The 20,685-nt window shown below is 70.9% G+C and carries 19 protein-coding genes; 5 read left to right on the forward strand and 14 right to left on the reverse strand.

Going from position 1 to position 20,685, the window contains the following annotated elements; all coding sequences use genetic code 11:
- The first annotated feature begins 514 nt into the window (after positions 1-514).
- On the forward strand, positions 515-1,225 hold the full coding sequence (locus H0X90_RS02685) for a response regulator (protein ID WP_006498256.1): 711 nt from the start codon (positions 515-517) through the stop codon (positions 1,223-1,225).
- Between the two features lie 66 nt (positions 1,226-1,291).
- On the opposite strand, the gene H0X90_RS02690 is transcribed toward H0X90_RS02685, so the two are convergent.
- From H0X90_RS02690 to H0X90_RS02700, 3 genes are all read right to left on the reverse strand, one after another.
- The gene (locus H0X90_RS02690) at positions 1,292-2,941 is read right to left on the reverse strand and encodes an efflux transporter outer membrane subunit (RefSeq protein WP_102898706.1); all 1,650 of its coding nucleotides are present in this window, start codon (positions 2,939-2,941) and stop codon (positions 1,292-1,294) included.
- A 1-nt stretch (position 2,942) separates the two neighbouring features.
- Positions 2,943-4,535, reverse strand: coding sequence for a DHA2 family efflux MFS transporter permease subunit (locus tag H0X90_RS02695; protein WP_034203592.1), 1,593 nt, complete (start codon positions 4,533-4,535; stop codon positions 2,943-2,945).
- Positions 4,536-4,620: 85 nt separating this feature from the next.
- Positions 4,621-6,009 (reverse strand): HlyD family secretion protein, encoded by a 1,389-nt coding sequence (locus tag H0X90_RS02700; RefSeq protein ID WP_034203593.1) that lies wholly within the window; start codon positions 6,007-6,009, stop codon positions 4,621-4,623.
- 167 nt (positions 6,010-6,176) lie between these two features.
- Here H0X90_RS02700 and H0X90_RS02705 point away from each other — a divergent pair, with 167 nt between their 5' ends.
- A complete protein-coding gene (locus H0X90_RS02705; RefSeq protein ID WP_034203594.1) occupies positions 6,177-6,380 on the forward strand; it encodes a hypothetical protein in 204 nt (67 codons plus the stop codon).
- Between the two features lie 196 nt (positions 6,381-6,576).
- Complete coding sequence (locus H0X90_RS02710; protein ID WP_006483465.1) at positions 6,577-7,050, forward strand: NUDIX hydrolase; 474 nt, start codon at positions 6,577-6,579, stop codon at positions 7,048-7,050.
- Here H0X90_RS02710 and H0X90_RS02715 read toward each other — a convergent pair.
- The 9 genes from H0X90_RS02715 to H0X90_RS02755 form a co-directional block, all read right to left on the reverse strand.
- On the reverse strand, positions 7,025-7,507 hold the full coding sequence (locus H0X90_RS02715) for a hypothetical protein (protein WP_034203595.1): 483 nt from the start codon (positions 7,505-7,507) through the stop codon (positions 7,025-7,027). The genes H0X90_RS02710 and H0X90_RS02715 overlap by 26 nt on opposite strands.
- Positions 7,508-7,620: 113 nt before the next feature.
- Positions 7,621-8,100, reverse strand: coding sequence for a BON domain-containing protein (locus tag H0X90_RS02720; protein ID WP_034204031.1), 480 nt, complete (start codon positions 8,098-8,100; stop codon positions 7,621-7,623).
- Positions 8,101-8,265: 165 nt separating this feature from the next.
- Positions 8,266-8,772: a low affinity iron permease family protein gene (locus H0X90_RS02725; protein ID WP_006483457.1), complete on the reverse strand. Its 507-nt coding sequence runs from the start codon at positions 8,770-8,772 to the stop codon at positions 8,266-8,268.
- Between the two features lie 150 nt (positions 8,773-8,922).
- A complete protein-coding gene (locus H0X90_RS02730; protein WP_034203596.1) occupies positions 8,923-9,663 on the reverse strand; it encodes an FRG domain-containing protein in 741 nt (246 codons plus the stop codon).
- A 126-nt stretch (positions 9,664-9,789) separates the two neighbouring features.
- On the reverse strand, positions 9,790-10,173 hold the full coding sequence (locus tag H0X90_RS02735) for a DUF305 domain-containing protein (protein WP_006498267.1): 384 nt from the start codon (positions 10,171-10,173) through the stop codon (positions 9,790-9,792).
- Positions 10,174-10,264: 91 nt separating this feature from the next.
- Entirely contained in the window at positions 10,265-11,935 is a 1,671-nt protein-coding gene (locus tag H0X90_RS02740) for a GMC family oxidoreductase (RefSeq protein ID WP_077189045.1), read from the reverse strand.
- Positions 11,922-12,587, reverse strand: coding sequence for a gluconate 2-dehydrogenase subunit 3 family protein (locus H0X90_RS02745; RefSeq protein WP_006483455.1), 666 nt, complete (start codon positions 12,585-12,587; stop codon positions 11,922-11,924). Before H0X90_RS02745 ends, H0X90_RS02740 begins: the two co-directional genes overlap by 14 nt.
- A complete protein-coding gene (locus tag H0X90_RS02750; protein ID WP_077189046.1) occupies positions 12,584-13,435 on the reverse strand; it encodes a hypothetical protein in 852 nt (283 codons plus the stop codon). The genes H0X90_RS02745 and H0X90_RS02750 overlap by 4 nt, the downstream gene beginning before the upstream one ends.
- Before the next feature lie 19 nt (positions 13,436-13,454).
- Entirely contained in the window at positions 13,455-14,555 is a 1,101-nt protein-coding gene (locus H0X90_RS02755) for an enolase C-terminal domain-like protein (RefSeq protein ID WP_077189047.1), read from the reverse strand.
- 130 nt (positions 14,556-14,685) lie between these two features.
- Between H0X90_RS02755 and H0X90_RS02760 the strand changes: the two genes are divergently transcribed.
- Positions 14,686-16,530 carry a thiamine pyrophosphate-requiring protein gene (locus H0X90_RS02760; protein ID WP_077189048.1) on the forward strand — a complete coding sequence of 615 codons (1,845 nt, stop codon included), beginning with the start codon at positions 14,686-14,688 and terminating at the stop codon, positions 16,528-16,530.
- A 28-nt stretch (positions 16,531-16,558) separates the two neighbouring features.
- Here H0X90_RS02760 and H0X90_RS02765 read toward each other — a convergent pair whose 3' ends face one another.
- Entirely contained in the window at positions 16,559-18,337 is a 1,779-nt protein-coding gene (locus H0X90_RS02765; RefSeq protein ID WP_077189063.1) for a glycoside hydrolase family 15 protein, read from the reverse strand.
- Positions 18,338-18,342: 5 nt separating this feature from the next.
- On the reverse strand, positions 18,343-19,326 hold the full coding sequence (locus H0X90_RS02770; RefSeq protein ID WP_062886123.1) for an SDR family oxidoreductase: 984 nt from the start codon (positions 19,324-19,326) through the stop codon (positions 18,343-18,345).
- A 292-nt stretch (positions 19,327-19,618) separates the two neighbouring features.
- Between H0X90_RS02770 and coxB the strand changes: the two genes are divergently transcribed.
- Positions 19,619-20,680, forward strand: coding sequence for a cytochrome c oxidase subunit II (gene coxB, locus H0X90_RS02775; RefSeq protein WP_077189049.1), 1,062 nt, complete (start codon positions 19,619-19,621; stop codon positions 20,678-20,680).
- Positions 20,681-20,685: the final 5 nt, after the last annotated feature.

The following is a 20,685-nucleotide window of genomic DNA, read 5'->3' on the forward strand; positions in this document are numbered from 1 at the left end:
GCGCGCATCCGGTTCCGCACGCGAGCGACATGGCTCGACGTGTCGTCGAAACCGGCAGTCGATACGATCGGGAAACGATGCCATCGCCGTGCGCGATGCGCGCGAGTCGGCTGCGCAGATTGTAGGGAGCGGCACCCGCCCACGTCGGTAATATTTTGTAATGATATGTCGACTAACCTTGCCTGGCCTGGGTTTGACCGGTGCGAGCGCGGTTCGCGACCGCGGCCTGGCGCAAACGTTTTCGTCTGAAGGATGCGCGGTCGCGCATCGTCGCGAGCGCCGCGCCGGCCCTCGCCCCGAACCGTTTCTGCCCCGCGCGCGACCCCGCCTCGCGCTTCCCGTACCTGCCGCCCGGCGGCGGCGATTGGCCCATAGCTAAGCTCACCGAACGATTCAGATTTCGCCACATTCCACCGGAATGTTGCGCAGTATCATCCACGTCGCTTCGGCTACGACGCGTTCGGACTGGGCCTGACCGCTCGCCACCTTCCCGTTTTGCCCCCTTCGTTTAGCGATGCCCATCCGAATCCTGCTCGTCGAAGACGACGTCCCGCTGTCCGCGCTGATCGCCGACTATCTGCGCCAGCATCATTACCAGGTGGACACGCTGTTCGACGGCGCCGGCGCAGTGCCGGCGATCGTCGCGAACCGCCCCGACCTCGTGCTGCTCGACGTCAACCTGCCGGGCAAGGACGGCTTCGAGATCTGCCGCGAGGCGCGCATGCAGTACGACGGCATCGTGATCATGGTGACCGGCCGCGACGAACCGTTCGACGAATTGCTCGGCCTGGAACTCGGCGCGGACGACTTTCTCCGCAAGCCGGTCGAGCCGCGGCTGCTGCTCGCGCGGATCAAGGCGCAGTTGCGGCGCACGCGCGTACCGGCGGGCGAGCCCGCGCCGGATTCGCCGCAGCGATACGTGTTCGGCAAATTCTCAATCGACCGGGCCGATCGTCGCGTGCATCTTCCCGACGGCAGCATGCCGCGCCTGACGTCGACCGAATTCGACCTGCTGTGGGCGCTCGTGTGCCGCGCGGGCGAGGTGGTCAGCCGCGAAGACCTGACGCTGCTGCTGCGCGGCATCGCGTTCGACGGCCTCGACCGGTCGATCGACGGTCGCATCTCGAAGCTGCGCCGCAAGCTGCGCGACGATGCGGCCGAACCGAAACGGATCAAGACGATCCGCTCCAAGGGCTATCAGTTCAGCAAGCACGCGTGGGATTGACGCCGCGTGCGGCCGGCGAGCGGCGTGGCGCAAGCGGAGCCCGCGATGTCCGGCGTGCGTTCGCGGCTATTGCGCGCGGGCCGTACCGGCATCCGGATTCGCACGCGTGCCCGGCTCCGCCTGCCATCCGCCGCCGAGCGCCTTGTACAGCGCGACGAGATCGGTCGTCGTCTGCAACGCGCCCTGCTGCGCCTGCTGCCGCCCCTCCGACCATTGCCGCTCGGCGTCCAGCACGTCGAGGAACGGCGACAAGCCTTTCCGGTAGCGATCGCGCGCGAGGTCCAGCGCGCCCTGTTCGGCCTTCACCGCATCGTCGAGCGCGGCCGCGCGCGCCTGGTCGGCGCGGTACACGGCCAGTGCATTGTCGACGTCGCGCAGCGCGACGAGCACCGCCTGCCGGTAGGCGAGCGCCGCTTCCGCCTGGCGCGCCTGCGACAGCCGCAGGTTCGACACGAGCTGCCCGCCGGAGAAGATCGGCAGCGAGATGGCCGGCCCGAACGAATAGAACAGGTGCGACCAGTGCGCGAGCTCGCGCACGTGCGACGCACGCAACCCGACTTGCCCGGTCAACGAGATGTCCGGATAGAACTGCGCGACCGCGACGCCGACGTCGGCGGTGGCCGCATGCAGCTCGGCCTCCGCGCGGCGGATGTCGGGACGCCGGCGCGCGAGCGTCGACGGCAGACCGACGGGCACGGCCGGCGGCACGTCCGGCAGCGCGCGCGGGGCGGCAAGCCAGTCGTCGAGCGCGCCCGGCGCGCCGCCGACCAGATACGCGAGACCGTTGCGCAACAACACGATCTGCTGGTCGAACTGCGGCAGTTGCGCGCGGATCTGCGCGAGCCGCGCGTCGGCGCTGCGCACGTCGAGATCGCTCGCGAGACCGTGCGCGGCCTGCTCGCGCGTCAGGTCGAGCAGTTCGCGCTGCGCGCGTTGCAGGTCGTCGGCCAGCGCGCGCTGGGCTTGCGCGCCGCGCAGTTGCAGATAGGTCTGCGCGACCTCCGCCTCGAGCGACAGCAGTGCGTCGTCGCGGCTCGCGATCGCCGCGCTCGTCTGCGCGCCGGCCGCTTCGACCGAGCGGCGCACGCGCCCGAACAGGTCCAGCTCCCACGACGCGTCGAAGCCGGCCTGCCACAGGTTGACCGGCGCCTCGAGCGCATCGATCGCGCTACGCGCGCCCTGCTGCACGCGCGCGCCGGTGCCGGGCCCGAACCGGTCGAGCGGCGAGCCCGGCGCGCCGAGACGATCGACGCGCTGGTCGATGCCCTGTTCCTCGACGATGCCTTTCAGGCCGAGCTGTTCGCGCTGATAGCTGGCGGTCGCCCGCACGTCCGGCAAACCTTGCGCGGCGGCCGCGCGAACCTGCGCGCGTGCCTGCGCGATGCGCAGCACGGCCGCCTGCACGTCGAGGTTGTCGTGCGCCGCGCGCTCGACGAGCCGGTCGAGCAGCGGATCGCCGAACGCGCGCCACCAGCGCGGATCGGGATCGGCGTCGACCGTCGGCGACGACCGTGCGGCCGCGTCCGACGCGGGAGACGCCGCCTGTCCGTCCGCCCGCATCGCATGCCAGGTTTCCGGCACGTCCGCGTGCGGCGACTGGTAGTCGGGCCCGACGGTGCAGCTTGCGACCACCGCGCATCCGGTGAAGATCGTCACCGCGCGGCGCACGAGGCTGCGAATCACGCGGCGATTGCGATTGTCCCGACGTGCGTTCATCTCAATGCCCTCCCGCGGCGCGCGCGGCCTTCGCCGGCGAGAACAGGAACGTCAGCGGAATGCTGAACGCGCAGAACACCGCGAGGATCGCGAACACGTCGATATACGCGAGGATCGTCGCTTGCGCGATGAAGGTCTCGTACAGCCGCCCGCCGGCCGTCTGCAATGCGGCCGACGGCGGCGCGCCCGTCAGCGCGCCGATCGCGCGCGCGTTCTCCTGCAACGCATCCTGGAAGTTCTGCGACAGCGTCGACATGTGCGTGGACAGATGCGCCATGCGCGCCTGCGTGCGTTCGCGGATCAGCGCGGTCGACACCGAGATGCCGATCGAGCCCGCGACGTTGCGGAACATCGTGAACAGCGCGGACGCGTCGTCGTTGAGCCGCTGCGGCACGGTCAGGTACGCGAGCGTCGTGATCGGCACGAACATGAAGCCGATCGCGAGCGACTGCGCGCAGCGAATCATCATGAGGTGCGTGTAATCGATGTTCGGCACCAGCGTGCGCGAATAGATCAGCGCGCCGCACAGCAGCACGAAGCCGAACCCGACGAGATAGCGCGTCTGCACGTGCGGCATCAGCCGGCTCACGAGCGGAATCTCGAGCGTGATCAGCAGCGCGCCGGGCGACAGCACCAGCCCCGCGAGCGTCGCCGTGTAGCCGAGATGCTGCTGCGCGAGCTGCGGCACGATCACCGCGCTGCCGTACAGCACGGCCGCGAACGTCGCGATCGTCACGCAGCCGAGCGCGAAATTGCGGTCGCACAGGCACGACAGGTCGACCACCGGCTTCTTCGTGCGCAGCAGCCACAGCGTCGCGCCGATCAGCCCGAGCGCGGACAGCACCGCGAAGATGCGGATGAAGTTCGAACCGAACCAGTCCTCGTCCTCGCCGCGATCGAGCATCACCTGCAGGCAGCCGAGCCCGATCGCGATCAGCCCGATGCCGATGTAGTCGATGGAGATCCCGCGTTCGGCATCGCGCCGCCACGGCGGATCCTCGACGAGCTGCATCACCGCGAGCACGGTCAGCGCGCCGATCGGCACGTTGAGCAGGAACACCCAGCGCCACGAGAAATGGTCGGTGATCCAGCCGCCGAGCGTCGGCCCGAGCACCGGCGCGACGACGATCGCGATCGCCGAGATCGAGAACGCTCGATTGCGCTGCTCGGGCGGGAACGTATCGAGGATGATCGACTGCTGGTTCGGCTGCAGCCCGCCGCCGAACAGCCCCTGCAGCACGCGGAACACGATCAGTTCGCCGAGGTTGGTCGCGACACCGCACAGGAACGAGCACACGGTGAACGCGGCGATGCACAGCAGGAAGTAGCGCTTGCGGCCGAGCAGGCGCCCGAGGAAGCCCGAAATCGGCAGCACGATGCCGTTCGCGACGAGGTACGACGTGAGTGTCCAGGTCGCCTCGTCGTAGCTCGCCGACATCGTGCCGGCGATGTGCGGCAGCGCGACGTTGACGATCGTGGTGTCGAGCACTTCCATGAACGCGGCGAGCGTGACGACGATCGCGATGAGCCACGGGTTCGCGGCGGGTCGCCATGCGCCGCCGGACGCGCCGTTGCGCTCGGGCGGCCGGTTCATCGGCGGGCCTCGCGAAACGGGAATGACGTGCGGGTATCGGGCATCGGATCGCTCCGGTCGACACCGGCCGCGGCGCGGCGGCCGGTCATTTCAGGTGAACGGTCGGCACGGCCGACAGGCCGAGACCGAGCGGCGGACGGGTCGGCAGCGGGCCGTCGAGCACGATCTTCACCGGCACGCGCTGCACGATCTTCACGAAGTTGCCGGTCGCGTTCTCGGTGGGGAACGCGGAGAAGCGCGAGCCGCTGCCGAGCTGGATGCTGTCGACGTGGCCGTGCAGGTCGAGATCGGGATACGCGTCGACCGACACGTCGACGCGGTCGCCGATGCGCATCCGTTCGAGCTGCGACTCCTTGAAATTCGCGGTGATCCACACGCGCGGCGTGACGATCGAGAAGATCGACGTGCCCGGTTGCAGGAACGAGCCCAGTTGCACGTTGCGCCGCGTGACCCAGCCGTCGGACGGCGCACGCATTTCGCAGTACGACAGGTTCAGGTTGGCCGTCTCGAGCTGCGCGCGCGCCTGCAACACCTGCTGGCGGCGCTCCTCGACGGCCGTCTCGGCCTGCCGGATCTGCTGCGGCACGAGGCTCGCGGTGCGCGCCTGCGCCTGGGCCATCGCGACGTTCGCGTCGGCGGTCGCGCGCTGTGCGTCGGCCGCATCGATCGCCTGCTGCGAGGTTGCGCGCGCATCGACCGCGCGTTGCCGCGCCTGCGCGGCGAGCGCCTGCCGGTACGCGGCTTCCGCCGATTCGATCTGCGCGCGCGCCTGCCGGTACTGGGCCGGATACTGCACGCGTGCGATGTCGAGCTGCACGCGCGCCGCATCCAGCTGGGCCTGGGCGAGACCGAGCTGCGCCTGCGCCGCGTCGACCTGCGCGCGGTAGTCGCGCGGATCGATCTCGACGAGCACGTCGCCGCGCCGCACGAAGGTGTTGTCGTCGACCGCCAGCCGCGTCACGTAGCCGGACACGTGCGGCGCGACCGCGACCGCGTTGCCGTCGGTGTACGCATCGTCGGTGCTTTCCTGGTTGCGCGTCGCGAGCCACCAGACGAGGCCGCCGACGAGCAGCACGATCAGCACCGCGCCGAGGATGATCAGCGTTTTCTTGCCGGGTCGCTTGCGTTCGCCTTCGCCGTCGTTGCCGTCTCCGTCTCCGCCGGTGCGACCGCCGCGATCGTCGTGCGGATGGTCGTCGCCACCGCCGCCGCCCGGCGCGTCGGTCGGGTGCTCGCCGTCGTTGCGGCCCGGCGCGGGGCCCGCGCCGCTGCCGCCACCGGACGGCCCATCGCCTGCGCGCGCGACCACGGTCGGCCAGCGCACGTGCAGCGGCGTCGACAGCGCGGCACCGGCCGCCGCCGACACGAACGCGTCTGGCGCGCCGGTGCCGCGCGGTCCCGGCGTCAGCGCGCGCCGGACCGCGACGCCAAATCGCTCACGAACGGACAACGGGCACAGGATCGCATCGGGCATGAACGGGACTCCGGGCGGCGGCCGCGGGCGTCATTGCCCGCACGGACCTCAAGCGCGCGATCAAGCAAACAGCGGGCCCGGCAACGTGGTTCCGCTTGGTTCCAGCCGCGCGGCACGCCCGATGCGCGACGCGTACGTTTCGACGGCCCCGACAGGACTCGCGAACCATGACACGCTCGACCTCATTCGACACCGACACGCGCGACGAAGATCGCGGCAACAGCACGCCCGGCCCCGAAGGCAAACGCCCCGGCACGGCCACGCCGCCGCCGCGCAGCGCGCACGATCCCGCCGAAGGCATGCCGGACGAGCCGGAAAACGGCACGCCGCAGGATCGCGCACCATCCCGCAAGCGCGAAGACGCGCGATAGCCGCGCATTGCGCCGCACCGCGCGCGCGGTCGGCCGCGACAGGCGGCGGCATAAATGACAAGCCGTTGAAAAATCGCGGACGCCCGCCGGCACGCAGCCCCGAAACGCTCACGCGCCGGCAGGCGCGGCGGCGAAGCAGGAATGCAGGTTGCTGTACCGGGTAATGGATCTTTCATTCACCCGTCGCCTGCCCTGCATGACGCTCCCCGACCCGTCCGATTTCCCTGTTCGCGCGGTGCCGCTGGCGCCGCTGGCGAAAGAACGCGCAACGATCATCTGCCATCGCAACCAGCGCGTGCTGCTGGTTGCCCGACGGCCGTCGTCGCGCTGGACGCTGCCGGGCGGCGTGATTCGGCGCGGCGAATCGGCGCTCGACGCCGCGCATCGCGAGCTTCGGGAGGAAACGGGGCTCGTCGATCTCGAACTCGCGTATTTCTTCTACGTGGACGGCAGCGTGAAACGCCATCACGTGTTCGTCGCGAGCCTGCCGCGCGGCGCGCACGCATGCCCGGGCCGGGAAATCGCGCTGTGCCGCTGGGTCGGCATCGACGCGGTGCCGCACTGGCCGGCGAGCGCACCGACGCAGCGCATCATCCGCCAGTTCGCGGACCTGTGCGCCGCGTGCGGCCTGTCACCGGCGCCGGTCAAGCGTCTTTCGTCGCCTCGTTGAGCCCGGCGACCGGCGGCTGCGCATCACGCGCGAGCCCTTGCGCGAAGACTTTCAGTCCTTCGAGCAGCGGCGTCAATGCCTCCCACAGCGCCTCGTCGTGCAGCAGCCGATAGACGCCGCGCACGCCGAGCGCGACATGCTCATGCTGCGCCGGCTGCCAGGCGCCCACGTGATGCAGCGCGTCGGCCGCCGCGAACGCGGCGCGACCGAACTGTTCCGGCGGAATGCGCGACAGCGCCGTCACGAGCATCGCGAGATTCTGCATGCCGCTCTGCATGCCGGGCTTGTCGAGCACGTCGACGAACGTGTCGGCCAGCCGCGCGTTCGCCGTGACGACCTCGTTCGCGAAACGCAGGAAGCCGTGTCGATGCAGGCTGCCGAGCAGGTGTTCGAGCGCGTCGTGCGCGCCGGGCTCCGGATGCGGAGGCGTCGTATCGGGGGGCTGGCGGTCGGTCATGGGCTTGCTCCGGTTGGGGCGCCAGGCTGCCGTCGTGCCGGCAGCCGTGCGTGCGCCGAATGCGTGTCGTAGTCGTTCACCGGCCCCCGCCGGTGCGGGCAGCCGCGGCCGCGTCAGTGCGAATGGCCGCCGGGCGGCGCCTTGTATTCGCTGCGCGCGCCCATCGCGTCCTCGACGTGATGCACGCCATGCAGCGCGGCGACGCCGTCGATCAGCGCCTGCCTTTCGGCCTCCTCGACCTGTCCGGTCAGGCACACGTTGCCGCGCTCGACGCTCACGTCGATGTCGCGCGGGCGACCGACGAGCCGGCCGAGCGCCGCACGCACGCGCTCGGCGACCTGCACGTCGCTCGCATCGCCCGCGAGCCAGTCCGCCCGCAGGCCGGCGATCGCGCCGCGCGCATGGTCGGCCGCCCGCTTCGCCTGCGTATTCGCATAATCGGCCACGCCGTGCCGGCCCGCAACCGCCTTGTCGCGCAGATACGCGCGCCGGCGCCGGCCGGACGACGGATCGAGGAAGTACATCGCGGCCGCGCCGCAGGCGACGGCCACCGCAAGATTCAACAGCGGATTCGAAGGGGTTCTGGAGTTCATGGAAGCACCGTAGGCAATACCCGGAACGACCGGGCTTCGTTTCGAGTTGCAGCACGTGCCGTTCCCCGCTGCGAGCGTCATGGGCACGCCGGTCTGCCGCGATGCGACGCCGGAAACGACAAGCGTTTGAAAAATCATCGGGCCGCGCATCGCACGATCAGGCGATCAGGATTCGGGCGGCGTATCGGCCGTTTCCGCGCGTGTGCCGCCCGGCTCGTCCTCGCCGCGCTCGGCCGCGCGCTGCGCCATTTCGACGTAGGTCTGCGCCAGCGCGCGCAATTCCTCCTCCGACGCATCCTCGATCCCGATCAGCCGGTCGCTCGCCGCGCGCGTGACCGCGAGCAATTCGTCGAGCTTCAGGTGCAGCGCCACGCTGTCGCGGTTCTGGTTGCGCTGCAGCAGGAACACCATCAGGAACGTGATGATCGTGGTGCCAGTATTGATCACCAACTGCCATGCGTCGGAGTAGTGAAACACGGGCCCGCTCACGAGCCACAGCACGGTGATGGCGACCGCGCTGCCGAACGCGACAGGCGAGCCGGCCCAGGTCGTCACGCCCGACGCGAAACGTTCGAACGCGCGGGTGACCGCGTGCCCGCTCGGCGCGGAACCGGCGCCGGGCTTGCACGCCGTGTCGCGACGGTCGCTCGGTGGTTCGTTGGGTTCGCGCATGACAGCCTCCGGATTCGATGGTTGGTTGGAATGTGCGCATGAACCGCGTCGCCGCCCGCCGCGAACCGGACGCATGCAGGGCCGCTCGGGGGCCGGTCCCGTGTGCGCGCCGTCGAAACAAGCATCGCGCGTGCCCGTGCGGCGGCGGCTTTACCGCGGCGCGTGCGTGTCCTCGTCGTCCGGGAAATAGCGCGTGTCGGTCAGCTGCGCGATGCCGTCGAGATCCGGAAAGATCGTCGCGACGCTCACGCCGACACCGGCGAGTTCCTGCCGGATCGTCGCGAACCGCGCGCCCGGCACGACGATGCGGATGAGGCGGCCGGCAAAATCCGCATGCTCGTCGAGCGGCACGAAGCGCTCGGCGCCGGCGTCGTAGCCGTGAATCGTGAACCAGCCGTCCTGCGCGGTGATCCGCGGCATCACGTGACGCGGCCGGAACACCTTGGTGCGCGTGACCTCCAGCGGGGCGCGCCGCTCGGCGGCGGTCGCGATGTCGTCGGCGTCGTGCGCGAGGCACCACACCACGCCGTCGCCGCCCGCTTCGCCCGCGCGCCTGACCGCGAACCACAGCGCGGCGAGCGCGTTGCCGGACCAGTCGAGCAGCCGTGTGCGCATCCCGTGCTGCTGCGCGAGCGCCAGCCAGTCGCACGCATCGAGGTTCTGTCCGGGTTCGAGGTGCGGCAGCGCGCGCCGCGTGAATTCGTCGAGCATCCGCGCTTCGACGTCGGGCGACGCGCGCTGCCGCGCGATGCCCGGCACGAGCGGCCAGCCGGCATTGCACTGGCCGCGAAAGAGGCGCAGCGCCATCGTCTGCCGCTGCGCGCCGATCGCGGCCATGTAGTCGGCCACGCTGTCGATCGCGCGATCTGCCGCGTCACGTTCACCGTCCATCCATCACCCCTCCTGTCGCGGTTGCCGGTACGCGCCGCCGTCGCGTCGGCACGTGTCCGCTGTCGCCGCTGACCGGATGCGCGGCCGCCGGTACGGCCGACTGCGCATCCCGTCCCGCCCCGCGATTCACGGCGTCTTGCCGTGCTCCTTCTGCCAGCGTTCCATCAGCGCGATCTCGTCGCGCTGCGCGGCGACGATCCGGCTCGCCAGTTGCCGCAGCGTCGGGTCCTTGCCGTATTTCAGCTCGACCTGCGCCATGTCGATCGCGCCCTGGTGATGCGGCGCCATGTGCGAGACGAAATCGCGATCGGCGTCGCCCGTGTACGGGGCGCTTTCCATCGCTTCCATCATCTTGCGGTCGGCACGCTTGAATGCCTGCGTGGATGAATCCGGCACGCTGGCCGGATTGGCGGGACGCAACTGCGCCGCCGCGGGCAGCGCCGACGCGCACACGGCCAGCAGGGTGCAGGCGGCACCGCGGCGCAGGGATGAACGGTTGAATGCAGACATGAGACGAATCCTCGCTAAGAGATTGAACGGTTCGCGTGCGGCTCTCCTCTCGTTCGCACGCATCGCGACGACGGCGGCCGCGCGGCACGCGTCACCGCCATCGCGCACGCGCATGCGCGTCGCCGCGCGCGACCAGCGCGCGGATGCGGTCGGCGGTGCGGCACGCGATCGCCTGGATCGTCAGCGACGGATTCACGCCGCCGACGGTCGGAAACACCGAGCCGTCGCACACCCACAGGTTCGGGATGTCCCAGCTGCGGCAATCGGCATCGACGACGCTCGTCGCCGGGTCGTCGCCCATCCGCACGGTGCCGGCGAGATGGCACGTGTCGTCCTCCTCGTGCCAGACGTCGCGCGCGCCGGCCGCTTCCAGCGAACGGCCCATCTGCGCGAGCGCATGGCGAATCATCCGGCGATCGTTGTCGTCGTACGAATAGGTGACGCGCGCGACCGGCAGCCCGAACGCGTCGCGTTCGTCGGCGAGCGTCACGCGGTTGTCCGCGCGCGGCAGCGTCTCGCCGACGATCTTCAGGCCGGCCTGGAAGTTGTAGCGCGCCATCTCGCGCTTCAGCGCATCGCCCCACAGCCCGCGCGCGGCGACCTTGCGCGCCCATTCGATCGGCAGCGGCCCCTGGCTCATCCAGCAGTAGCCGCCGAAGAAATCCTTGCCTTCGTCCGCGTAGTTCCAGTGCTCGGTGATCGACAGCGACGGCGGGCCCTTGTACCAGCGCACTTCGTCGTCCATCGTCCCCCACGACGCCTGGTTGAGCTGCGCCATCAGATAGCGGCCGACGAGGCCCGAACGGTTCGCGAGCCCCTGCGGATGCCGCCCGTTCGCGGACAGCAGCAGCAGGCGCGGCGTCTCGATCGCGTAACCGGCGACGACGACGTTGCGCGCGCGCTGGAAATGCGTGCGGCCATCGCGCCGGTAGTGCACGCCGGTCGCGCGATCGCCTGCGGCCTCGATCCGCAGCGCCATCGCGAGATCGCGCACCTCGGCGCCGGCCGCGACCGCGCGCGGAATCCACGTGACGAGCGCGCTCTGTTTCGCGTTGGTCGCGCAGCCGGCGATGCAGAAGCCGCGATACACGCACGGATGCGCGCGGCCGCGCGGCGCGGACAGCGTCGCGAGCGGCGTCGGCGTCCAGTCGATGCCCATTGCCTCCGCGCCACGTGCGAGCACGAGCGCGGCCGCGTTCAGTTCATGCGCGCGATACGGATAGCGCGGCCGCGGCGGGCCCCACGGGTAATTCACCGGCCCGCTGATCTTCAACGCCTGTTCGACCTCGCGGTAGTAACGCCACATCTCGCGCCAGTCGAGCGGCCAGTCGACGCCGTAGCCGAGCGCGCTGCGCGAGCGAAACCACTCGGGCCTGAATCGCAGCGACACCATCGCGAAGTGCACCGTGCTGCCGCCGATCGCCCGGCCGCTGTTGTTGGTGCCGAGCGTGAGCGGATCGGCGCCGTCGCAGATCCGCTCGTCGGTCCAGAACAGCTTGTGCTGATGCGTCTCGTCCGACGCGAATTCCTCGAGCGGCCGCCACCATGCACCCGCGTCGAGCGCGACGACCGAAAAGCCGTATTCGGCGAGCTTGCACGCGAGCGTGCCGCCGCCCGCGCCGGTGCCGACGATCACGAAGTCGACCTCATCGTCGTCGCGGAACATCCGCATCGGCGACCAGCCGCCGACCCGAAACGGATCGGGCGCACGGCCGTCGCGGCCGCGCGGCGTCGGGGCGGACAGCGGTTCATCTGCGGCCATCGCGATCGCCCTCCTCCATGCGCATGTCCGCTTCCCACGGGTCGCGGCGGTTGAAGTCCATCCGCACGTAGCCGCGCGGGCTCGCGGGTCCGCCGAAGCCGATCTCGTTCCACGCGAACGGATGGCCGTAGTACGCGCCGCAGACGTCCATCAGCACGCGCTTCGTGAAGAACGTGCGCGGGTCCATGCCGTCCCACGCCGGTTCCAGCTGCCGGTCGACGTCGCCTTGCTGTACCGCGTGCAGCAACGCATCGGCGTCGCGCGCGCCGAGCGCCGCGAACGGGCAACCATGCGCGTGCCGCGCCATCGCGTCGAGCGCGGCGAGACCCGTCTGCCACGCGACGCGCAGCGGCGGAAGGCGCGCATCGCGATAGCCGTCGCCGTCGTCGGCCGCGAGCCGCGCGTCGACCAAGGCGGCGGTCGGGATCGCGCCCGCGCCGCCCGGCTGCTGCGGGACGATGCGCGCGCACAACGCGCCGAGCGTCGCGAATCGTTCGGCATCCAGATAGCGTGGCGCATGGGCCGCGACACGCAGGCGCGCATCGATTGCGCGCCGCGTCGCATCGTTCCACGATGGCGTGTCGCGCTTGGCGAGCACGTCGTAGCCCGGATAGCGCGGCAGCGCGACCGCGTTGCGGTTCGTATCGCTCATGGCGCCTCCCGTTCGGCGAGCGCGGTCGCGGCGAGCCCCGCGATCGCGAGCGCGGTGAAGCTCGGCGGCGCCGGCAGCGGCGGGCCCGACAGCAGGTTCTGCGACCAGTTGCGCCAGCCGCCCATCTGCCGCGCGACGCCGCGCACATGAAACGCGACGCCGACGAACCCGAGCACGGCCGTCGCGCGCAGCCAGCCGCGGCAGAACCGCCGGTCGGCGCGCGGACGCGACAGCGCGAGCTGCGCGGTCGCCAGTGCGGCCACCGGCGGCACGACGAGCGGCGCGAACATCGCGCGATGCTGGAAGGCGCCGCGAAAATGCAGCAGCCCGACTTCACCGAGCGTGCCGACGAGCCCCGCCGCGACGAGCCCGGCCAGCGCGCGCCCGGCCGGCAGTCCGGCGAGCCGCGGCGCGTCGGCCGGGCTCTCGCGCAGCCGCTCGCCCGCCGCCCCCAGCGCGCCCGACAGCAGCAGCGCGAACGGCGCACCGAGCGGCGCGCCATAGAACAGGTTGTGCCAGCTGAACCCGCCCGGTCGCTTCGTCACGTTGTACAGGTGGAACGCGGAACCGGCGACACCGACCGCGGCCGACGCGACGTGCACCGCGTCGCGCAGCCGGTGGCGCACGGGCGTGTCGTCCGCGTGGCCGTGCACGCTCGCGATCACCGACAGCGTCGACATCGCGAGCGGCGCGAGCATCGCGCGATTGTGAAAGGTGCCGCGATAGTGCTCGACGCCGCTGTCCGCGAGCACCGAGCCGGCCAGCAGCAGCGCGCTGCGGTTCAGCAGCCGCGCGGCGTCGGCGAGCAACCTGTCGCGCTCGGCGGCGCGATGTCGGGGGTGTCGCATCGTTCCTCCTCGTCGGGATTCAAAGCGCGAGATCCAGCAGATCGGCGGCGCGCAATTCGAGGCCGAGCCCGGCGCGCGTCGCGTCGATCTCGAGCGCGCCGTCGACGAGCCGCGGCGCGCCGTCGAACAGCATCCGCTCGATGCGCACGTGATCGTGAAACCATTCGATGTGGCGCAGGCGCGGCGCCGCGCATCCGATGTGCCGGTGCAGCGCGGGTGCGCAATGCGCGGACAGGTCGACGTGATGCGCATCGGCAAGCGCGGCGGCCGCGAGAAAGCCGCTGACGCCGCCGCAGCGCGTCGCGTCGGCCTGCAGCACGTCGACCGCGCGGCCTTCCAGCAAGCGCCGGAAATCGTCGGGCGTATACGCGTACTCGCCGGCGGCGATGTCGACCCGCGCGCCGACGTGCTCGCGCACGAACCGCAGCCCGTCGACGTCGTCGCTGCTGACGGGCTCCTCGAACCAGCGGATGTCGCAATCGGCGGCGGCCTGCGCGAACGCGAGCGCGGTGCGCGGCGCATACGCGCCGTTCGCATCGACGAACAGGTCGACGCCCGGCCCGAGCGCATCGCGCGCCGCGCGCACGCGCGACGGATCGCGTGCATCGTCCACGCCGATCTTGATCTTGCACGCGCGCACGTGCCCGGCGCGCCAGCCGTCGAGCTGCGCGGCGAGCGTCGGCGCATCGTAAGTCGTGAAACCGCCGCTGCCGTACACCGGCACGCGCTCACGCAAGCGGCCGAGCAGCAGCGCGAGCGGCACGTCGGCGAGTTTCGCCTTTGCGTCCCACAACGCGGCGTCGAGCGCCGAGATCGCGGTCGCCGCGATTCCGCCGCGGCCGACGTTGCGCACCGCGCGCCACAGCGCGTCGACGGCAGCCGGGATGTCCGCCACCGGCCGGTTGCGCAGCACGCCGGCCAGCAGCGACGTCACGAGCGGCACGGCGCTCGCGTCCGTGTACGTATAGCCGAGCCCCGTCACGGGCCCCGCGTCGATCTCGACGACGACGACCGTCGTCGCGGTCCATGCGTAGGTGCCGTCGGCTTCGGGCCGGTCGGTCGGCACGCGGTACGCGCGGGCGCGCACGTCGTCGATCGCCGGCGCGGCGGAAAGTGCCATCGTTGCGCTCCGGTCAGCTTGCTTGTTGCTTGCGGTGCGGCGTGCAACCGCTGTGCCCGGCTTCTGCGGCGCGGCACGTGCCTTGCGCGGCAGCCTCGCATCGGCTCATCCCGAACCAAGGAGAAACGGCATGGCGACAGTGGCGGATTTCATCGTCGAGCGGCTGTACGACTGGGGCGTGCGCCGCATCTACGGCTACCCGGGCGACGGCATCAACGGCTTTTTCGGCGCGCTGAACCGCGCGGACGGCAAGATCGAATTCATCCAGGCGCGCCACGAGGAGATGGCGGCCTTCATGGCGTCCGCGCATGCAAAATTTACAGGCGAGCTGGGCGTATGCGTCGCGACCTCGGGCCCCGGCGCCGCGCACCTCGTGACCGGCCTGTACGACGCGCGGCTCGACCACATGCCGGTGCTCGCGATCGTCGGCCAGCAGGCGCGCGCGGCGCTCGGCGGCCACTATCAGCAGGAAGTGGATCTACCGGCGCTTTACAAGGACGTTGCGGGTGCATTCGTTCAGCTGGCGACGGTGCCCGGCCAGGTGCGTCACCTGGTCGATCGCGCGGTGCGCACCGCGCTCGGCGCGCGCACGGTCACCGCGCTCGTGCTGCCGAACGACCTGCAGGAGCTCGACTACGCGCCGCCGAAGCGCGCGCACGGCACCGTGCATTCGGGGGTCGGCTACACGGCGCCGAAAGTCGTGCCGTATGCGGACGACCTGCGGCGCGCGGCCGACGTGCTCAACGCGGGGTCGAAAGTCGCGCTGCTGGTCGGCGCCGGTGCGCTGAAGGCGACCGACGAGGTCATCGCGGTGGCCGACCGGCTCGGCGCGGGCGCCGCGAAAGCGCTGCTCGGCAAGGCCGCGCTGCCGGACGACCTGCCGTGGGTCACCGGTTCGATCGGGCTGCTCGGCACCAAGCCGAGCTACGAGCTGATGACCGAATGCGACACGCTGCTGGTGGTCGGCTCGGGTTTTCCGTATTCGGAATTCCTGCCGAAGGAAGGCCAGGCGCGCGGCGTGCAGATCGACCTGAAGGCCGACATGCTGAGCCTGCGCTACCCGATGGAAGTCAACCTCGTCGGCGACAGCGCCGAGACGCTGCGCGCGTTGCTGCCGCTCTTGAACGAGCGTCGCGACACCGCATGGCGCGACCGGATCGCGAAATGGAACCACGACTGGCACGAGACGCTCGCCGCCCGCGCGGCCGCGAAAGCCAGCGCGGGGCGCGGCGTGAACCCGCAGCGCGCGTTTACCGAGCTGTCGCCGCGCCTGCCCGACGACGTGATCCTGACGAGCGATTCGGGCTCCTGCGCGAACTGGTATGCGCGCGACCTGATGATGCGGCGCGGGATGATGGGGTCGTTGTCCGGCGGGCTCGCGTCGATGGGCGCCGCGGTGCCGTACGCGATCGCCGCGAAATTCGCGCACCCGGTGCGCCCGGTGATCGCGATGGTCGGCGACGGCGCGATGCAGATGAACAACATGGCCGAACTGATCACGGTCGCCAAATACTGGCGCCAGTGGCCCGACCCGCGCTGGATCTGCATGGTGCTGAACAACGAGGACCTGAACCAGGTCACGTGGGAGCAGCGTGTGATGGAAGGCGACCCGAAGTTCGACGCGTCGCAGCAGATCCCGAACGTGCCGTACTACCGCTTCGCGACGCTGCTCGGCCTCAAGGGGATCTACGTCGACGATCCGGAACAGCTCGGCGCCGCATGGGACGAGGCGCTCGCGTCCGACCGGCCGGTCGTGCTCGAAGTGAAGAGCGACCCCGAGGTGCCGCCGCTGCCGCCGCACGTGACGCTGCAGCAGGCGAAGCATTTCGCCGAAACGCTGGTGAAAGGCGACGCGCGCGAAGCCAACGTGATCGTCGAGACCGCGCGGCAGGTGCTGTCGGCCGTGCTGCCCGGCAACGGCGAACACAGCGACAAGGCCGGCAAAGGCAGCAAGGGCGGGAAAGGCGAATCGTAGGCAACGCACGCGCGGACGGCGCGTCATCCTAGCCGATGTCGACGTCGTCCCGCCCGTCGCCCTGCAGCGCGAGCGCCGCATTCACGAGCCCGACCTGCGCGAGCGTGAACGGAAAATTCCCGCACAGGCGCCGCGTGTGCACGTCGTATTCCTCGGACAGCAGCCCGACGTCGTTGCGCAAGCCGAGCAGCCGCTCGAACAGCGCGTGCGCGTCGTCGTCGCGCCCCTGCATCCGGTACACCTGCACGAGCCAGAAGCCGGCCGCGAGAAACGCGCCTTCGTCGCCTTCGCAACCGTCCGCGAAACGCGGCGGCCGATAGCGGAACGGCAAGCCGTCGTCGACCAGTTCGCGCTCGATCGCGGCGACCGTCGCGACCACGCGCGGATCGGACGCGTCGAGCATCCCGGTCAGCGGAATCAGCAGCAGGCTCACGTCGATGCCGTCGCCGTCGAAGCGATCGACGAAGCGGCCCAATTGCGCGTGATAACCGTGCTCGAGCACCTCCGCGCGCACCGCGTCGGCCCAGCGCCGCCACACGTCGAGCGGTGCGTGGTGGCCGAATGCGCGCGCGGAACGGTACGCGCTTTCGACCGCGGCCCATACCATCACCTTCGACGACGTGAACGGATGCCGGCCGCTGCGCACCTCCCAGATCCCTTCGTCCGGCTCGCGCCAGATCGTCGCGAGATGTTCGAGCAGGCGCCGCTCGAGCGTCCACGCGTCGTCGTCGGGCGGCAGCCCGTGCCGGCGCGCCTGGTACAGCGCCCCGAGCACCTCGCCGTACACGTCGAGCTGCAACTGGTCGGCTGCCGCGTTGCCGAAGCGCACCGGTTGCGCGCCTTCGTAACCGGCCAGATGCGCGGCTTCCCACTCGGCCGCACGCCGGCCGCCGTCGGCCGCATACAGCACCTGCAGTTGCGACGGATGATCGGCGATCGCGCGCACGAGCCAGTCGCGCCAACGCGCGGCTTCGTCGCGATAGCCGCAGCGCACCAGCGCGCGCAGCGTGAAACTCGCATCGCGCAACCAGCAGAACCGGTAGTCCCAGTTGCGCTTGCCGCCGAAGCGCTCGGGCAACGAACTGGTCGGCGCCGCGACGATGCCGCCGGTGCGCAGGCTCGACAGCAGTTTCACCGTGATCAGTGCGCGCTCGATCGCGTCGCGATGCGGGCCCTCGGCGGCGTTGCAATCCGACCAGACGCGCCAGAACGCCTGCGTGTCGCGCAGCGACGCGTACGCGTCGGGCACGGCCGGCGCCGGGTCGAACGAACGCGCGTAACTGATGCAGAAATCCCCCCGCTCGCCCGCCGCGATCCGTCGCGTGCCGACCAGCCGGTCGCTCTGCACGTCGAGCCGCGCATCCGTGTCGAGCCACATCGCATCGCCGCCCGTCATCATCCGCCAGCGCCGGCCGAAACGCCGGCACCACGGCAGCGCGCTGCCGTAGTCGAAGCGCACGCCGAGGTCGATATCGACGTCGACCGTCCCGCGCTCGCCCTTCACGCTGCGGATCAGGCATGGATCGGGCGCGTTCCAGCTCATCCAGTCGGTGAGCGTGATGCGGCCCGACGAGGTGTCGAACGTCGTTTCGAGTATCGCGGTGCCCGGCAGATAGCGACGCGTGGCGCGGGCATCGTGCTCGCGCGGCGCGATCCGGAACCGGCCGTTGTCCGGCGTACCGACGAGCGCGGCGAAGCACGGCGGCGAATCGAAGTCCGGCCAGCACAGCCAGTCGATGCTGCCGTCGCGCGCGACGAGCGCCGCGCTGCGTCCGTCGCCGACAAGCGCGTAATCCTCGATCCGCATCGCGCTCACCGGTGCCATTTGCGCGCGGCGGAAAAGGCAGCCGCGAGCACCGCGACGGCCGCGCCGAACGCGAGCGCGCGCGACGCGCCGAGCCCTGCCTCGGCGCCGGCGCGGCGCGCTTCGTCGGTGAACGCGCCGCGCGTCGCATGCCGGCCCGGCACCGGCTCCCACAGGTTCGACGGGCGCGGGCCGGCCCGCGCCGCGCGCTGCTGGCCGCGCACGGCCGTCCGCGCGAGATAGCGGTCGAAGCAGCCGGGGGCAAGGCCGTTCGCGACGATCGCCGCGAGCGACGACCAGCCGACCCAGCGCTCGCGGCACGGATGCCGCGCGGCGTGCACGATCGCATCGGCCGCCACCTCCGGCGCATAGACCGGCGCGACCGGACGCGGTGCATGCGGCAGCACGGATTCGGCCCAGTCGAACTGCGGCGTGTCGATCGCGGGCAATTGCACCATCGTCACGCGCACATGACTGTGTGCATGCAGCAGCTCGCAGCGCAGCGCGTCGGTAAAGCCGCGGATCGCGTGTTTCGCGCCGCAGTACGGGGCCTGCAACGGAATCGACCGGTATGCGAGCGCCGAGCCGACCTGCACGATCGTGCCGCGGTTGCGCGGGGCCATCCGTGCGAGCGCGGCACGCGTGCCGTACACGCAGCCGAGGTAGGTGACGGCCGTCACGCGCGCATAGTCTTCCGGCGAGATGGCGTCGAACGGCGCGAACACGGTCACCATCGCGTTGTTGACCCACACGTCGAGTGGCCCGAGTTCGTGTTCGATCCGCTCGGCCGCCGCGTCGAGCGCAGCCGCATCGCTGACGTCGACGGCAATCGGCAGCGCCTGGACGCCATACGCGCGCACTTCGCATGCGGTGTCGTGCAGCGCGCGCGGATCGCGAGCGAGCAGCGCGACGTTCGCGCCGAGTCGCGCGAACGCGTGGGCGGTCGCGCGACCGACGCCCGCGCTTGCACCCGTGATCGCGACGGTCTTCACGGTCGAGTCCTCCCGTTTTTCGATGATGGCAGGCACGCCGTCGAAGCTTTCGCGCCGCAACGTGCCGGAACGCGATCGGCGCAGCAAACGACATGCCGTCGGCCGCCGGGGCCGTATGGCCTCGGCGCGAGCCGTGAACGGTCGCCCAATTTACAAGCCGGCTGTAACGCGCCGGCCGTCGTGCGCGCAATCCCGCCACCTCGCGGCCGCCTCCGCGCCGGCCGCACGCGCACGAAATTTGCTCCGCCGCGAACGGCTGTCGTCATGCCGGTGCGTCCGGCAAGGAGTCTCGTTGCTCGTTCCGCTGTCCCGCAAAACGCGTCATATCGCGCGCGTCGCACCGTTCGCGTGCGCGGTCGCGCCGAGCGTCGCGTACGCGGCCGCCGCGCCTGCGGCGCCCGGCAATCCGGCCGCGCCGTTACCGCTCGCGTACGTCGTGCACGCGGCCGGCCCCGCCGCGCAGCCGGTGTTCGTGCTCGGCTGGGCGCTGCTCGCGCTGTGTACGTTCGTCTGCATCGCGATCGCCGTGCTGCTGCTGATCGCGCTGTTTCGTCGTCGCGCACGGGCAGGCGGCGGCCACGGCAGCGGCCTGACGATCGTGACGGTAGGCTCCGCGATCTCGATCCTGCTGCTGTTCGGCGCACTCGTGTACATGCTGCGCGTGCTGGGCATGGTCGCCGCACCGCCGCGCCCGCCCGCGCTGACGATCACCGTGACCGCACAAGACTGGTGGTGGGCCGTTCGTTATCCGGACGATGCGGGCGGCCCGGCCTTCGTCACCGCGAACGAGATCCATATTCCGGTGGGCGAGCCCGTCGCGATCGAACTGAAGAGCGCCGACGTGATCCACGCGTTCTGGGTGCCGCAACTTGCCGGCAAGACCCAGACGATTCCCGGCCAGACCAACCGCCAATGGCTGCAGGCCGACCGGCCTGGCATCTATCGCGGCCAATGCTCGCAGTATTGCGGCGCGCAACATGCGCACATGGCGTTCGAAGTCGTGGCCGAGCCGCCGGCCGCGTTTCACGCATGGCTCGCCGCGCAGCGCCAACCGGCCCGGGCACCCGCGGCGGGCGCCAACGCCGAACGCCGCGGCCAGCGCGTGTTCGCCGCGCGCTGCGCGGGCTGCCACGCGGTGCGCGGCACCGACGCCGCGGGCGACGCGGGCCCCGATCTCACGCACGTCGGCACGCGCCGGCTGCTCGCGGCCGGCACGCTGGACAACACGCCCGACAACCTGCGCCGCTGGATCGCGCATGCGCAGCAGGTCAAGCCGCAATCGCTGATGCCGTCGATCGCGCTCGCGCCACGCGACGCCGACGATCTCGCCGCGTATCTCGCGACGCTGCACTGAACGGA

The sequence above is a fragment of the Burkholderia sp. 9775_39 genome, assembly GCF_015712225.1.
Classification (GTDB): Bacteria; Pseudomonadota; Gammaproteobacteria; order Burkholderiales; family Burkholderiaceae; genus Burkholderia; species Burkholderia cenocepacia.